This window comes from Methanogenium marinum (genome assembly GCF_028912405.1).
Classification (GTDB): Archaea; Halobacteriota; Methanomicrobia; order Methanomicrobiales; family Methanomicrobiaceae; genus Methanogenium; species Methanogenium marinum.
In genome coordinates, this window is record NZ_JAKELO010000002.1 from 553,725 (window position 1) to 569,432 (window position 15,708).

The 15,708-nt window shown below is 53.3% G+C and carries 15 protein-coding genes and 1 tRNA gene; 3 read left to right on the forward strand and 13 right to left on the reverse strand.

The annotated features are described in order from the left end of the window. The first annotated feature begins 1 nt into the window (after position 1). Entirely contained in the window at positions 2-1,039 is a 1,038-nt protein-coding gene (gene mtnA, locus L0665_RS03160) for an S-methyl-5-thioribose-1-phosphate isomerase (protein WP_274924255.1), read from the forward strand. Beyond that, the gene (locus L0665_RS03165) at positions 1,036-1,743 is read left to right on the forward strand and encodes a DUF116 domain-containing protein (RefSeq protein ID WP_274924256.1); all 708 of its coding nucleotides are present in this window, start codon (positions 1,036-1,038) and stop codon (positions 1,741-1,743) included. Before mtnA ends, L0665_RS03165 begins: the two co-directional genes overlap by 4 nt. Here the strand turns inward: L0665_RS03165 and L0665_RS03170 are convergent. The 3 genes from L0665_RS03170 to L0665_RS03180 all read right to left on the reverse strand — a co-directional run bounded on the left by L0665_RS03170 (position 1,740) and on the right by L0665_RS03180 (position 3,188). Then, positions 1,740-2,156 carry a bactofilin family protein gene (locus tag L0665_RS03170; RefSeq protein ID WP_274924257.1) on the reverse strand — a complete coding sequence of 139 codons (417 nt, stop codon included), beginning with the start codon at positions 2,154-2,156 and terminating at the stop codon, positions 1,740-1,742. The two genes, L0665_RS03165 and L0665_RS03170, sit on opposite strands and share 4 nt — an antisense overlap. Before the next feature lie 57 nt (positions 2,157-2,213). Further along, positions 2,214-3,056 (reverse strand): geranylgeranylglycerol-phosphate geranylgeranyltransferase, encoded by an 843-nt coding sequence (locus L0665_RS03175; protein ID WP_274924258.1) that lies wholly within the window; start codon positions 3,054-3,056, stop codon positions 2,214-2,216. A 57-nt stretch (positions 3,057-3,113) separates the two neighbouring features. Beyond that, positions 3,114-3,188, reverse strand: a tRNA-Arg gene (locus L0665_RS03180). A gap of 65 nt (positions 3,189-3,253) precedes the next feature. On the opposite strand from L0665_RS03180, the gene L0665_RS03185 reads away from it, so the two are divergent. Further along, positions 3,254-4,372, forward strand: coding sequence for a tRNA (guanine(10)-N(2))-dimethyltransferase (locus L0665_RS03185; RefSeq protein WP_274924259.1), 1,119 nt, complete (start codon positions 3,254-3,256; stop codon positions 4,370-4,372). Here the strand turns inward: L0665_RS03185 and L0665_RS03190 are convergent. The 10 genes from L0665_RS03190 to L0665_RS03235 form a co-directional block, all read right to left on the reverse strand. Beyond that, positions 4,359-5,471, reverse strand: a complete 1,113-nt coding sequence (locus L0665_RS03190) for an OBG GTPase family GTP-binding protein (protein WP_274924260.1) — start codon at positions 5,469-5,471, stop codon at positions 4,359-4,361. The two genes, L0665_RS03185 and L0665_RS03190, sit on opposite strands and share 14 nt — an antisense overlap. Before the next feature lie 548 nt (positions 5,472-6,019). Further along, positions 6,020-6,670 carry a V-type ATP synthase subunit D gene (locus tag L0665_RS03195; protein ID WP_274924261.1) on the reverse strand — a complete coding sequence of 217 codons (651 nt, stop codon included), beginning with the start codon at positions 6,668-6,670 and terminating at the stop codon, positions 6,020-6,022. Continuing rightward, positions 6,667-8,055: a V-type ATP synthase subunit B gene (locus L0665_RS03200; RefSeq protein WP_274924262.1), complete on the reverse strand. Its 1,389-nt coding sequence runs from the start codon at positions 8,053-8,055 to the stop codon at positions 6,667-6,669. Before L0665_RS03200 ends, L0665_RS03195 begins: the two co-directional genes overlap by 4 nt. Continuing rightward, complete coding sequence (locus L0665_RS03205) at positions 8,052-9,815, reverse strand: V-type ATP synthase subunit A (RefSeq protein WP_274924263.1); 1,764 nt, start codon at positions 9,813-9,815, stop codon at positions 8,052-8,054. The genes L0665_RS03200 and L0665_RS03205 overlap by 4 nt, the downstream gene beginning before the upstream one ends. Further along, complete coding sequence (locus L0665_RS03210; protein WP_274924264.1) at positions 9,812-10,123, reverse strand: V-type ATP synthase subunit F; 312 nt, start codon at positions 10,121-10,123, stop codon at positions 9,812-9,814. Before L0665_RS03210 ends, L0665_RS03205 begins: the two co-directional genes overlap by 4 nt. Next, positions 10,120-11,310, reverse strand: a complete 1,191-nt coding sequence (locus L0665_RS03215) for a V-type ATPase subunit (RefSeq protein ID WP_274924265.1) — start codon at positions 11,308-11,310, stop codon at positions 10,120-10,122. Before L0665_RS03215 ends, L0665_RS03210 begins: the two co-directional genes overlap by 4 nt. Continuing rightward, positions 11,303-11,899 carry a V-type ATP synthase subunit E gene (locus tag L0665_RS03220; protein ID WP_274924266.1) on the reverse strand — a complete coding sequence of 199 codons (597 nt, stop codon included), beginning with the start codon at positions 11,897-11,899 and terminating at the stop codon, positions 11,303-11,305. Before L0665_RS03220 ends, L0665_RS03215 begins: the two co-directional genes overlap by 8 nt. Next, positions 11,900-13,348, reverse strand: a complete 1,449-nt coding sequence (locus L0665_RS03225; RefSeq protein WP_274924267.1) for a V-type ATP synthase subunit K — start codon at positions 13,346-13,348, stop codon at positions 11,900-11,902. Beyond that, positions 13,338-15,311: a V-type ATP synthase subunit I gene (locus tag L0665_RS03230; RefSeq protein WP_274924268.1), complete on the reverse strand. Its 1,974-nt coding sequence runs from the start codon at positions 15,309-15,311 to the stop codon at positions 13,338-13,340. The genes L0665_RS03225 and L0665_RS03230 overlap by 11 nt, the downstream gene beginning before the upstream one ends. After that, the gene (locus L0665_RS03235) at positions 15,295-15,621 is read right to left on the reverse strand and encodes a V-type ATPase subunit subunit G family protein (RefSeq protein WP_274924269.1); all 327 of its coding nucleotides are present in this window, start codon (positions 15,619-15,621) and stop codon (positions 15,295-15,297) included. Before L0665_RS03235 ends, L0665_RS03230 begins: the two co-directional genes overlap by 17 nt. Between the last annotated feature and the right edge of the window lie 87 nt (positions 15,622-15,708).

The window sequence follows — 15,708 nt, forward strand, 5'->3', positions numbered from 1 at the left end:
AATGCGAACAATAACATGGAACACTGAGGGACGATGCCTCACATACATTAACCAGACACGCCTGCCTGCGGAGCTGGTGACCGTAGAGACACAGTCAGTCTCACGCCTTGCAGACGGCATACGCCGTCTCGAAGTCCGTGGTGCACCTGCACTGGGAGTTGCTGGTGGATACGGGGCGGCCCTCTCCTGTTTCTCACATAAGAATGAAGGAACCTTTCAGGGGTTCTGCCATGCAGTCAAATCGGATGCAGCATTCCTCAGGGCAACCCGACCAACAGCAGTCAACCTGGGATGGGGCATCGACCGTGTACTGCAGAATGCAATGGCAGAAGATACACCTGCAGCAGCATATGAGGCAGCGTTGCAGGAGGCACAGGTCATCGAAGCAGAGGATATCGCACTCTGCCACCGCATCGGTGCATATGGAGCATCTCTGCTGCCTGATACCTGCACCGTCCTGACACACTGCAATGCAGGAGCCCTTGCCTGCGTTGAATGGGGTACGGCACTGGGCGTCATCCGCTCTGCTGTTGAAGCAGGCAAGAACATATCTGTTCTTTCCTGTGAAACACGCCCCTTAAATCAGGGATCACGCCTCACAGCATATGAACTTCATGCGGACGGCATACCGGTTAAAACCATTCCTGACTCTGCAGCAGCACACCTTATGAGGAAAGGTATGATTGATGCGGTAGTGGTCGGTGCTGACCGGATTACCCCGGATGCGGTATTCAATAAGATAGGGACCTATATGCATGCCGTATGTGCACACCACCATTCCATCCCCTTCTATGTGGCAGCACCCTATTCAACTCTTGACAATAGCAGGAATGAGGCGGATGTAATAATTGAAGAACGTGTACGTGATGAACTGGCCGTATGTGGCACCCGTAAGCTGATGCCGGACGGAGTTGAAACCATAAATCCCGCCTTTGACGCAACCCCCCTAGCCCTCATAACTGCAATCATTACTGACAAGGGAATTATTCGGCAGCCCTATACTGAACTGGCGGGCCAGGATGGCAGGAACAGACCATGAGCGCAGAATACCTTAACCCGACGGTTGTTGTCGGCACACCGTGGTGGGACCAGTTGATCTATCTCATCGGGGAAGTGACTCTGCTCATCTTCCTTTTTATGATCATCGTCCCGCTCATCATGAGTGCCATCATCCTTCTTTCTATCCATAACCGCCATTTTTATGCCCCCCGTCTGCTCAAGGCGGGACTCGTGATGACGGAAGGGATGATTAAGGCATTTTGTCGTTTTTTTGGCCTGGAAGATCAGGAACTGATGGCATTTTTCATCCACCTGCACAACACCCTCTCCACGACATCGTTCGAGGCAGTGCCGGTGGAAGAGCGTGCGATATTCATCCCGCAGTGCATGCGGGCAGCAGACTGCCCGGCGCACCTCACCCCCGAAGGAATTATCTGCCGGCGGTGCGGCAGATGTGAAGTCGGGGAGAATATTGATCACCTTGAGGCAATTGGATATCGTGTCTGGGTTGCACCCGGCTCAACACTCATCAAACGGATGTTCAAAAAGTACCACCCCACTGCAATCATCGGCATCGGATGCCTGATGGAAGTAAAAGAGGGCCTTGAGATGTGCGACAAGGCAGGTATCATCGGCATGGGAGTTGTTACCATCAAAGACGGGTGTGTGGAAACAGCCGTCAACTGGCAGGATGTCTATGACGTGGCACTGCTTGGTACAGAAAATGTAGATACGGCCATCTAAGGGCCGTTTCCAACCACTTTTACGTTTCTTCCGGTAAGTTTTCCAGATTTAATCTTTCCACACACAAATATTGTCTCATCAGAGGAGACTTCCCCAACCTGCACACCGGGGCGCAAAGTGATGTTCCCTCCGGCGTGCAGACTGCGGATACGGGCTTCATCACAAATGATCACATCCTCTATAACATTGAGTAAACCCTTGATGCGCACCTGATTTCCAATGACTGCATTATCACAAGTGACATCTCCTCCTACCGTAGAACGCGGGCCGAGTTCAAGAGAACCCCCCACATCAAGGCGCCCCCAGAAGTGGGTGTCAGGGGCTACAATAAAATTGCCGGGTATCTGCACATTACCGTCAAAGAAGGATCCCTTTGGTGCAATGAAACTGTCTCCCTGCCGGTAAACTTTCATTGATTAGGTTTCCCATTTCAAAGATTATTAATTATACTCTCTGCTTCTGCCGAAGAGTCATCCAATCATGGCCCAGAGGATAAATAATGCGAGAACAGCAAACATTCCAGTTTTAAGCGATTTTGTCGCGCCGGATTTCCTGACACAGGCAGATGTCGAACACCTGAGGGAAGATGCCACCGCAGAAAGGATTACCAAATCGGCCACAACAATTGTGACAAGATACCACACTCCCCACCAGGGCACAATGGGCAAAATACTGAGAACGACTGCTCCCGCCGCAAGGACAGCCGCTACACGGCAGGAAGTGAGGACACCGGTGACCATGGGAAGGGTACGGACACCCCCTGCCTGATCACCTTCGATATCCTCTGCATCCTTCAGGATCTCACGCGCCATCATTGGGAAAAAGACGATGCCTGCAATGGGGAGATTCAGAAGAATACCGTCCATACCTCCTGAAGCACCCCCAAAAAGAAAGATACTTCCGGACAGATATGAGACAGCGAAATTACCCACAAGAGGCACACCCTTCAGCCTCGCTGCATAGGCTATCAAAATTATGGAATTGACGCAGGCAAAACCAAAACAAAACGGATGGACAAATGCCGCACAGATGATACCCGAAAGGAAGAGAACAGCACTGAAGATGGCTGCACCCCTTACACTAACAGCAGCGGAGGGAATCGGCCTTTCCGGACGATTAATGGCGTCAATTTCACGATCAAAATAGTCATTGACTGCGTTTCCCGCACCGGTAATGCAGAATACTGCCAAAACAAGCAGGAGCATGGCAGGAGTCAGCTCCATCCCTGCGACAAGCACTCCAAGCAGGACGGCAATGCCTGCGACAAGCGCATTGACAGGACGTATGATCTGCAGATATCCGCGAAGACTCATGTATCAAAATCCTATACAGTTCATTTCGGATTAATTTTGTCTAAAATAAATGGAGAACGGGCTTGAGGGGATTTGAACCCCTGATCATTAACTTAGGAGGCTAACGCCTTATCCAGACTAGGCCACAAGCCCATACGTGCCTATAACCTTCATCATCAGAAGGTATAAGATTTCCGAACCACCACGTTTCTGGAACGATGAGTGACAGAGAGGTTTTGGAAGGGAGCACCCGGTTTTTCATACCGGAACAGGACGAAAACAGTTCATTCCCACCCGGAAGTGCAGCGGTTTTCTTTAATGACCGAATGAGGCTGAACCGTGACAGCACAAATTACCTTCTCCGTCAGCTGGACGTATCATCATACTTTGATGCAATGGCAGCGTCCGGCGTCCGCGGACTGAGAGTGGCTCACGAATGTGGCATCCCCGTCACGATTAATGATTACAGCCCGGAGGCAGCAGCCCTTATCCGGAAGAATGCAGCCATGTACCCGGAGAATGAGATCACTGTTACAGAAGAGGACTGCAGAGCGGTGATGCTGAGACAGCGGTTTGATGTTGTAGACCTGGACCCATTTGGTACACCAGCACCGTTTGTAGATATCGCAGCCACCAGCGCACGCCATTATCTCTTTGTCACTGCAACCGACACTGCACCCCTTTGTGGAGCACACCTGAAGGCAGGCATTCGCCGATATGGCGCCCGCCCAATGAACACAGAATACCACAGTGAGGTGGGCCTGCGCTTACTTCTTGGATTTGTCGTGCGCGAGACAGTAAAATATGACAGGGGGATTGAACCGCTCTTCTGCTTTGCGCGGGAGCACTTCGTCCGCCTCCACCTGCGCATGACAAATGGTGCAGGCAAGGGTGATATGGCGCTCAAAAACATCGGCTACATTCACCAGTGCCCTGCATGCCCATGGCGGATGACAGAAACCGCCTTCCTCCCATCTGTGCAGGAATGTCCGGAGTGCGGTGCTAAGATGAGCAGGATTGGGCCCCTCTGGGTCGGCCCCATCAACAACCATGAGGTGCTTACGCAACTGGCAGCAGATCTGGATGCAGACGGTATGGGAGAGAGTGTACTCGCACGGCTGGTCACAATCCTAGACGGAGAACTTCCCACACCAGCGTTTTATAATTACCACCGGCTTGCCAAACACTGGCGGATCTCACCGTCTCCTGCAGACGATGTCATTGCAACCATCCGTGATGCAGGATACCAGGCATCACGGACCCATTACGATGGACGGGGAATAAAAACAGATGCACCCCTGCATGTTCTTAGGGATGCAATAACTACGCGCGGGTAACAACGGTCAGGATATCACCGTCAATGAGACTATGCGACAGGCCAACCCGCTGGGCATCATGCTTCACTGACGGACCCCACACTTTTGCGTAGCGGAATTTCTCGACAAAGTCACGGTGCAGTTTCATACAGACTGCCTCTACGGTTGCCGGTTCACGGATGATAAGTGGCTCTTCCATGTCCGCCTTGCCACCCACTGGCTTCATGTAAATACGGATGAAACCCAGTTGATCAAATATCTCATCTTTGAGCGTTTCAATGTTGAATCCACTGACAGCAGAGAGAAGAATTGGCGGTCGGCCGAAACGTTCCGTCACATCCTCATTGATCTGAGCCAGGGTCACTTTGTCGACCAGGTCTACCTTGTTGACGGCAAAAAACGCCGGGACATAGACACGGTTTCCGAACATCGCGTCAATAAAGTCGTCCTGCGTTACCTCTCCACGGACAAGGATATCAGCATTTACAATCTTGTTATCTGCAAGAACAGGGCGGATATCATCGATATCGATGCCTGAATTCCCGACCGTGTTGAACCGGAGGCCACCAGATCCCCTTCTCCTGATGGTGACATCCGGTTTATCCTTGTTCAGGCGTATACCAGCATCATAGAGTTCTCGAATCAGGACATTGATGTGTTTTTCATTGTACACATCACCCAGAAGCAGGATGAGATCAGCACCACGTACGACGCCAATCACTTCCTTACCACGCCCCTTCCCCATTGCAGCTCCTGCAATCAGGCCAGGGATATCCAGAATCTGGATATTTGCCCCTTTGTGTTCCATAGAACCGGGCACAACAGTAAGAGTCGTGAAAGCATAGGCTGCAGACACACTTTCTGTGTTGGTCAGTTTATTCAGGAGTGTGGACTTACCAACAGATGGGAAACCAACGAGGACAACGGTTCCATCACCTGATTTTTTCACTGAAAATCCTTCACCACCGCCAGCAGAGGCCATGGCACGGGAAACGGCATCATCTTTGAGACGGGCAATCTTTCCTTTGAGCTTTCCTATATGCCCGGAGGTCGCCTTGTTATATTTAGTATTGCGAATTTCGTCTTCGATTAGTTTAATCTCTTCTTCAATTGTGGCCATTGGTGTTGCTATACATATCGGCGGGACACTACTTATGGGTAGTGTATCTCCCGGTTTTTCTGCAGAACGCCTATCACGGAAAAAATCAACAATATTGGCCCGGATTTATCAAATCACCTCTATATAGGGCACCAGCCATCCAAAATACCCGGACGAAATTAACCCCATTATTGTGACCTCCCTCACCACCCTAAAACCATTTTGAAGAAATACGACACACCGAAGATAAGGATAAACACCCCACAGGCAGCAAGAACAATACGATACTGACGAACAGAAAGGACAGATCCCTGAATGATTGCTATCAGGGTTAGGGCCGGGTGCCAGGGCCCCGGAAAGCCCAATCACAAACCCTATGATGAGTGTTGCCAGCACACCATCCATGTTTAATACAAATATGGCATGAAACCAGAAAAGTGTCTCCTGCATGCAGGCTTACACGGGCCGGATTCATACCAGAACAAGCAGAAATACCACCCCACCAACAGCAAGAGCCACAACACCGGCAATTTGGAGTAGAAAAAATATACCGGCAGATCCTTCAGGATTCATGGAATCAACCCTCCGGAACGGGTCATCTTTGCCCGTTTTCTCCGAAAAATATCTTCACGTTCCATCTCCTCCAGATAGTCATCAATATAGGCTGCTGTGTCATGCAGCGAAGGAATAAGAATATTTGCAAGGGCATTTACCCTCCGTCGGGTTACAACAATTTGATCGGCAAGGCGCACAAGGGATCCTTCCAGTGCCGCAAGGGTGAGGATAGCTTTCACTGCCTCCTCGCACCCCCGGTATGCCACATCCAGATGGGCAGATGGCACCGCAAGCGGATACCCCGGAACACCAGGATCCCGAAACGGAACAGGCAGATTTATGACAGGAATCAGCGTCCCCATCACGGTGTTTGTATCCATATCTATCCCCTCTGCTGATTTCGTTAGAGAGATTGCCTCTTCCAACCCCCGCTGACCCATGAGCATCCCTGCACGCTGAAGGGGCAAATAGGCAGCAGCAAAAGCAGCCTCTGCCTCCCTGCGCAGACCATCCTGTATCTCTTTAAGACGGAAGAACTCCACTACCATAGTGTCAAGCTTCTCCTGCAGCAGTTCATGACCCTTTTCTGCCACCACAATCCGTTTTCTGATCTTTAAGAGTTCAATTCTGGTGGGCCGGATACCACGTATAATCTGCCGGCTCACTGTTCCGCACCGCCTCGATATTTTTCAATCAGGTCTGTCGAAATACGATTAAGTTCTTCCTCCGGGAAGATATTCAGAAGGTCCCAGGCTGCGTCAATACTCTCCTCAACAGCGCGTCCCCCTGCACGACCCTGCCCAATGAATTCACGCTCAAATCGTGCGGAAAATGCAAGATATCGACGATCTGATTCACTGAGCCCTTCATCACCAATGACCGTCACAAGACTCTCCAGCCTCCTTCCTTTTGCATAAGCGGCATACAGTTGGTCTGATACCGCACTGTGATCTTCCCGGGTCTTCCCTTCACCGATGCCCCCCGACATCAGACGCGAGAGGGAAGGGAGAACATCAATGGGGGGATAGATGCCCTTGCGGTGCAGATCGCGGGAAAGAACAATCTGCCCCTCAGTGATGTAGCCGGTCAAATCAGGCACAGGATGGGTGATGTCATCATCCGGCATAGAGATGATGGGAAGCTGAGTAATCGACCCCTTACGACCATAAATTCTCCCAGCCCGTTCAAAGATAGAGGCAAGATCAGTGTACATATATCCAGGATAGCCCCGACGGGCAGGGACTTCATCACGGGCGGCAGAAACCTCTCGCAGTGCCTCACAGTAAGCAGTCATATCCTGAAGGATGACAAGAACATGCATCCCACGATCAAAAGCAAGATATTCTGCAGCGGTCAGGGCAAGACGGGGGGTGATAATACGCTCAATGGCAGGGTCATCGGCACGATTGATAAAGAGGACCGCATGCCCCAGAGCACCGGTGTCTTCAAATTCATCCAGGAAGAACTGCGCATCCTCATTAGTTATTCCCATCGCGCCAAAGACCAGGGCAAACTCTTCATTATCCCTCAGGACACGGGCCTGGCGGGCAATCTGTGCGGCAAGAGCAGAGTGTGGCAGTCCTGCACCGGAAAATATAGGCAGTTTCTGCCCACGCACAAGGGTATTCATGACATCAATTGCCGAGATGCCGGTCTCAATGCAGTCTTCCGGGTAGGCACGTGCGGTGGGATTGACAGCCGACCCTGCGATGTCCATCACCTTTCCGGGGATAACAGCCCCTCCGCCGTCAGCCGGTGCGGCAGACCCGTCAAATACCCGGCCGATAATCTCGGGACTAACGACCATGCGCATGGGGACTCCCGTAAACCGAACCGATGTAATGTCCGTATCAAGATCCCGTGTTCCACCGAATACCTGAATGATGGCAAGATCCAAACGGCTTTCCAGCACCTCCCCAAGGCGGGTTCCACCACCAGGAAGACGCACTTCCACCACCTCGCCGTATGCAGCATCACCGACTCCGGATACTGCCATCAGAGGACCTGCCACCCGGACAACCGAGGTGTATTCACGTGCCGGGGATGTCATGCAGTCCCTCCACCAGAACCGTGGAATGCTTCTTTCATCTCGCGAAGAGTCTCCTCAAAATAGTTCCTGAACTCAGCTCCCGGAACTGCGCCAAGACGCAACAGGCGTTTTGCGACCGGCAAAGCTACAATCGCAGATACTAACATGCCATTTGCCACTGCCACCCTCCCATACCGGGCATAATCAGTAATAAGCTGCATCATCATATACTGCTTTTCCGGTGCACAGAAGGTATCTGCCGGATCAAAGGCAGACTGGATCAAAAATGATTCCCGGATATATTCGGCGATATGCAGGGATAATTTGTCGTCTTCAGGCAGTACGTCAGGTCCCACCAACTGGACGATTTCCTCAAGTTCACTCTCTTTCTGGAGAATAGCCATCATTTCCCTACGCATCTCCCCCCATCTTTCACCCACCTGTTCATTCCACCACGCTTCTACATCATCCGGATACAGAGAGTAGGACGTAAGCCAGTTGACCGCCGGGAAGTGGCGTTCGTGGGCAAGATCCGCATCCAGTGCCCAGAATACCCGTACGACCCGCAGCGTATTCTGGGTAACTGGTTCAGAGAAGTCTCCACCCGGCGGTGAGATTGCACCGATGACAGAGACAGAACCGGTTCTATCTGATGAACCCAGGACAGTAGCATTCCCCGCCCGTTCATAGAAACTCGCAAGCCGGGAGGCAAGATAGGCAGGATACCCATGTTCACCAGGCATCTCTTCGAGACGTCCGGAAATCTCCCGCATTGCCTCGGCCCATCGCGAGGTGGAATCAGCCATCAGGGCCACATCATAACCCATGTCACGATAGTACTCAGCGATGGTGATGCCGGTATAAACCGATGCCTCCCGTGCAGCAACCGGCATATTTGAGGTGTTACCGATGAGAACCGTTCGTCCCATCAGGGGCTCCCCACTTGTTGGGTCAGTGAGGGCCGGAAACTGGCGGAGCACGTCAGCGAGTTCATTGCCCCGCTCCCCACATCCCACATAAACAATGAGATCTGCATCCGACCACTTTGCCAGCTGATGCTGAACCACTGTTTTTCCCGCCCCAAACGGCCCAGGCACAGCAGCAGTCCCACCTTTAACTATAGGAAAGAAAGAGTCGATGACCCGCTGCCCGGTTATCAGTGGAGCACCGGGTTTCAGCTTCTCTGCAACCGGTCGCGCCACCCGCACCGGCCAGCGGCGGAGCATGGTAACAGGCACTTCTTTTCCATCACTCACAAGGACAGTGGCAATCTCCCCCGTTATGGTATAGTCCCCGGCATCTGCCACACGGACAAAGGTGCCTTCTATACCATTCGGGACAAGAACAGAATGGATGAAATTGCCTTCCTGCACAGTTCCAATCACGGTGCCAGGCGTTGCCACTGCACCCTGTTCTGCCACCGGGGTGAATGCATGCATGCGGTTCCGGTCAAGAGCAGGAAACGAGGCACCACGAATAATGAAATCACCCATCCCTTCACGTATCACTTCAAGTGGACGTTGAATGCCGTCATAGACCATACCGAGAAGACCAGGACCCAGTTCCGCGGTGAGCGGTGCACCAGTCCGTTCCACCACTTCACCCGGGGCAAGGCCGGTGGTATCTTCATACACCTGAATTGTCGCCACATCCTCAGAAAGGCCGATGATCTCGCCAATTAAGGCGTCCTCTCCTACATGGACCACCTCATACATGAGCGCCCCCCGCATACCATCTGCCTCAACTACCGGTCCGGTGATACGGATGATACGGCCGGTCAACGGTCTGCCTCCGGGACATGCCGTCCTGCAACCTTCCTGACCGCAGCACGTACCGCATCTTCACGACTGACCGGACCACCCGGCCCGGGAATTCCGATGATAACCGGATATGCCTCTTTTGAACGAGGAAGGACAAAATCTCCCAGATACCGGTCCAGCACACAGACAACACCAATATCCGGGTGCTCAAGAACCTCTTCCAAAGCACGGAGTGCCTCCCCGGCATCTTTACAGGGGATGACATCAAAGATACCTCCCGCCCTGCAGGCAGAGACCGTCATACGATCACCTATTGCGACAATTTTCATTCTTCAGTCTCCTCCAGCACGAGTTCCCGTTCTATCTCATCCGGCGAGAGAGAGGCAGCAACCCCTCCTGCAATCGCCTGCATATTCTGAACCTCATATCCCAGTGCGACGAGATAACGGAGCAAAGGGCCGCTTTCCAGATGATACTGGTTTGATAACCCACGTACAGCGTCAAGCATACACTGATCAAGGGCTGCCTCTAAAACAGGTATATTCTCATCCCTGACAGCCTCAGGATTACGGGAAAGATAGGATTCATACTGCGTCCCGGCAAGTGCCTGGATGAGATCAGGCAGTGACCCGGCCCGCCGTGCATGTTCGAACCGGTCACCCGTGAGTTCAAATCCACCATCAAAGATGAGATGACGACCTGCTTCTTCCCGCCCGGTCCCAAACGAGAGTGCACGGGAAAGTGCACGGATGTTTGCAGTATCTACCATCCGGCCGGCTATCTCTGTGAACGGCGGGGACAGAGATATATCTACACTCCGGGCCGCAAGGGAGAGGTTTTCAAGCAATTTCGCCTGCACAATTACAGAGAATTGTGCAGGATCGCCCGCTGCCTCATGGTATGCTGTGGTAAGCACCGTCCCAAAGGATGTCTGTCTTAACCTGCTCAGAGCATCCTCAGGGCCTCCGGCATGTACGGCTTTCCGAATCACTTCCGGTGTCAGCGGTCCTGCAGGAGATGCCTGCATCTCAAGGTCTGCAGGGGAGACATCTCTGGCTTTACCCATGATAATCCATGCAGCCTCCCGTGAAACAAGCATCTCACCATATATTGCAAAGAAATGGCACACGCCGTCCGGCACATTCTCACTGAGACTCATCACCTTTCCATAGTAATAGCTGCGGATTGCCTGTTCTGCAATCTCAGAATTCATCTCGCCTGCTGTCGGGAGGGGGTGGCCGACAGAACGGAAACGATCAAAGAGATCGTGCAGATTATGTGCCTCACGCACAGCTGCAACCTTAACAGGGTCCACCATCGGATTGCCTATGGCCCGCACCCGTGCATCCGGGCGGGCAAAGGCTGCAATATTCAGGATAATACGGAAGTATCCAGCTGATGCCGCCAACATCAGACCAACAAGGATAGAAATGGAGAGAGCGGCAACGAGAAGTGTTGTTGCACCTTCACCGGAGAGAAGGTCGGAGAATATGGATGAGAGAGAGAGATCAGTCATGGTCACCAAAGAGTATCTGCGCTGTTTCCCGGGTCAGACGCTCCCGCATACGCTCAAACCTGGCAGAAAAACGCTGATCACACCGGTGCATCTGGCAGGTGACCACTATTCCACCCCCACTGCGATCAGTAGAGTCTTCACGGAGCAGGGCAGCGGTAACGGCTGGAAAGGCTGCAAGCGCCGCTTCTGCGGCATCCTGATCTTCCTCCCGGAAGAGCACCTGGTGGTTCCCGGACCCGACAATCTCCTGCCCCTCTGCAATTAACCGGCGCAACACTTCAGAATAGGCAGGATTACGGGGAAGCTGAGAGAGAGACTCTTTTGCCCCGGAAAAACAACGGGAAATTCCCTCCTCTCGTGACTTTCGCACCCCACCTCGTGCTGTAAGCTGTGCCCGTGCGAGAATCTTCCTGCGCCGGGCCTCCGCATCCCGTCTGCCGTCAGCAGAAAGGGTTGTGTATGCCATCTGTGCTGCGGCATCCCCTTCACGCCGGACACGGGATTCTTCTTCTTCTGCCGCACGCAGAATCCGTGAGGTTTCTGCAGCTGCGTCTGCATTCATTCGTGCAATAATCTCTTCCACACCCATTCATGCACCCCCAAAGAGCCCAATGCCGAACATGATTAAAACAGCAATTAAGAGGCCAAATATTGCAAACGTCTCTGCCATTACCGCAAAGACAAGACTTGCCCCCATCGCATCTCTGCGCTGGGCAGTGGCACCTATACCCGAGGCAGCAGTCATCCCCTGCCCAATGGCAGAGAGCCCTGCAAGTCCTACAGCAAATCCGGCACCGATGGCAGCAAGGCCTGCTGCAGCCGTTGCGGTGACATCACGAGTGATCATGCCGGTGAAGGCCATGATGAGAATCGCAACCAAAAGACCATAAATTGCCTGTGTCTCCGGGATGACGGTGAAGACCAGTCCTTTCCCGAACATCTCCTCGTCCTCTGCGGTTGCCGCAATGCCTGCAGATGCCGCAATACCCTGACCAATGGCAGAAATTCCCGCAAATCCCACAGCAAATCCACAGGCAATGGCAGCAAACCCTGCGGCAAGGGTAGCGGTGAGATCACGGGTGATCATACCGGTGAAGACCATAATCAGGATGGCAACCAAAAGGCCGTATATCGCCTGTGTCTCTGGTATCACCGAGAATACCAGATTTTTCCCAAAACTTTCCTCATGCTCTGCGGTCGTTGCCGTACCGGCAGCAGCAGCAATACCCTGACCAATGGCCGATATGCCTGCAAGCCCGACCGCAAATCCACACCCGACGGCGGCAAACCCGAGAGCAAGATTTACAGTATGCTCTCCTGCAATCATCCCAGTGAAGGCCATGATAAGAATCGCAACCAAAAGGCCATAGATGGCCTGCGTCTCGGGTATCACTGAAAAGACGAGGTTCTTTCCGAAACTCTCTTCATGCTCGGCAGAGGCAGCAGAGCCTGCAGCAGCAGCGATACCCTGGCCAATGGCAGAGAGGCCGGCGATGCCCACTGCAAGACCACACCCGATTGCAGCAAGACCGGTCGCTTCAGTGGCAACCGCGTCTCCGGTCAGAAGACCGGTAAAGGCCATGATAAGAATCGCAACCAAAAGGCCATAGATGGCCTGCGTCTCAGGAATTACTGCAAATATCAGGCTTCTCCCCATTGCAGAATCATGCTCTGCAGTAGCAGCAATACCTGCTGATGCTGCAATGCCCTGGCCTATCGCTGAAAAACCGGCAATACCGGTCGCAAGTCCTGCACCAACCGCAGCAAGACCAAGGGGGAGAGGTACATCACCGCCCCCGCCACCGATGACACCGGTTGAAAGCAGGATGAGAACCGCGACAAGGAGACCATACATACCCTGTGTCTGAGGCACAGCCTGGAAGACCAGTGCCCGCCCAAACTTCTCCGGACGGACCGCAATAACACCGGCACCGGTTGCACCGGCAATCCCGACACCGATACCAGACCCGATAGCAGAGAGGCCAACAGCAAGGCCCGCCCCCGTTACGGCAAGGATGGTGCCTGCATCAACTACCATCTCTTTCCTCCTGCGGTCTGGTGTGTATCCGCCGTGCGATAAAAGGCGAGAACGCCCTGCCACCTGCATCAAAGAACCGTCCAAAAAACTCTACATACTGAAGACGAAGTGCGTGAATAAATCCCCCAAGACACTGGAGGACCAGGTTTGCCGCATGCCCTCCTATGCCAAAAATGATGCCTACAATGAGGAAAAACGGCCCAATTCCTGCAATCATGCCGGAAAGGATGTTGATCATCATCGCAATGCCGCTCGTGGCAAGGGCAAGCGCAAGGATACGGGCATAACTGAGCCAGTCTCCAAGGTAACCGGTGAGAGAAAAGAAACCAAGCGGCCCATTATCCCGGAGGATGCCAATGATGGCAACCACAGCACCGGCCCACGCAACTGTGGTGATGAGAGATGAGAATGTGGCCCAGCCAAAGAATGAGAGGATGAGAACAGCCGCACAGGGCTGGAGCAGAAACCAGGTACCTTCCGAATAGAGCATCTTACGACGTTCACCACACCGGAGATGTTCAGATGCGGCAATCACAAAACCAAGGTTGAGATGGACGATCCCGATGCCAAGTGCCAAAATCAGGAGAGAGAGGGGATCATTCAGTGGTTCGATGACCGTAAACGGCAATGTGATACCGAAGAAGGGCGCCAGATTACCGAAAAAACTCCCCATCAGGATACCGAAGACCGCACCCGCTACACCACAGGCACAAAGGACAATTGCAAGGTCATGGGTGGTCCCCGGTGTATGCCCTGCTCCACGGAGAAGGAGGGCTGCGATGAGAAAGAGAAGAATGCCATACCCGGCATCCCCGAGCATAAGGCCAAATGTGAGGATCAGAACCGGCGCAAGAAAGAGTGTCGGGTCAATCCTGCCATACGCCGGCATTCCAAACATGGCGGTGAGAAATCCGTACGGTGCCAGCCAGTGGGGATGGTCAAAGGCAGACGGCACAGCGCCTGTTGCAGGCTCTGTGGTGCAGAAGGAGAGAGAGCCTGTCGAACGGTCACATAATTCCCGTATCCGTGGCATATCACATTTTTTGGCCCATCCCTGCATGACTATGAGAGAACCAGTCTCCCCGAACAGAGGGCGGGCATCCTCACGGTCGCGCATAACCCCCAGTTCCTCCGCCATCGCCTCAAGCAGTGTGAGATGTGTTTGGGCCAGTTCTTTCAGGGAGACATGAATCTTGTTTTGTTCCTGCCGGAGCTGGTCTCGTTCGTTTTGTATGGATGCAATCCCTGCTAATGCGGTTCCCTCAGCCGTCTCAAGAGTAAACTCCCGGAATGCAAGTGCCCGGAGCACCCGATCGGCATCTGCTGATGCATCCGGATGAGTAATGATAACAACGGTTGCCGGACGATCTCCAACCCCACAGAGAAGAAACGGCACAGCGAGCTCAGGCATCTCCTCTCTCAGGTGTGCATCAATATCTGCACATTCGCCGGTCGGGACAATGCCAGCCCGCACCTCCAGGAAACCTGCTCCCCCAAGCCGACCGGGTTCGATGCCAAACGGAAGCAACAGGGAAAGCATCTCCTCTTCCTCATCCATCCGTCCAAGGCGTTCTGCGATGGAAATATCACGGGCATGCAGGGCAAGTATGGAGTCAGTTATTTCTGAAAACCGGGCTGCTTCTTTGAGGGCAGACGCGGCATTAGTGACCGGAAATGATATTTTGTTGTCTGGTGGCCGGGAAAATAGTGCGACAACCGCGTTTTTTTCCGGGACAAATACTGCAAGAACTTCAACGGTCCGCTCAATACGGGACCGTGCAGATGCAATATCAGGGACGGCTTGTGACCGGTGGCACGAAGTGACAAGCTGACGAAGACTCTCTTCATCGGCTACCGATTGTAGTTCAACGGCCCCCGCCTCGTGCAGAGTAGCGATCATCTCATCCCGTCCAACGGCATGCACCCCCACCGTGAGCCTGACCATTTCAGCGGGTCTGAGCACGCCCAGTCACCTCCCCGACAACGAACGTAATTGCCTCATCAAGCCTGGCATCAGTTGCTTCCCGGATGGCTGCGACCTCTGTTTCTGCCGCCGCACGAATCTTTGCCGCCTCGGCAGACGCCTCTTCTTCCACAGCGGCGATGTGGGCTGCAACTTCAGCCCCGGCCCGCTCTCTGGCATCTGCTACAGCCACCCGGGCATCTGCATGGGCCGCACTGATGCGGGCATCTGCCTCTGTGCGTGCCCGTTCTATTTCTGCCAGCGCCGCTGCCTCTGCCTCTTGGATAAGGATAATTTCCTGGAATGGCATACAGACCCCTCTGTGTCTTGATAACCCCGCCAGTCATTAAGCATTTCGCACCCCGGGGGAGAGAAGAGGGGGATTTTGTGAGAAACA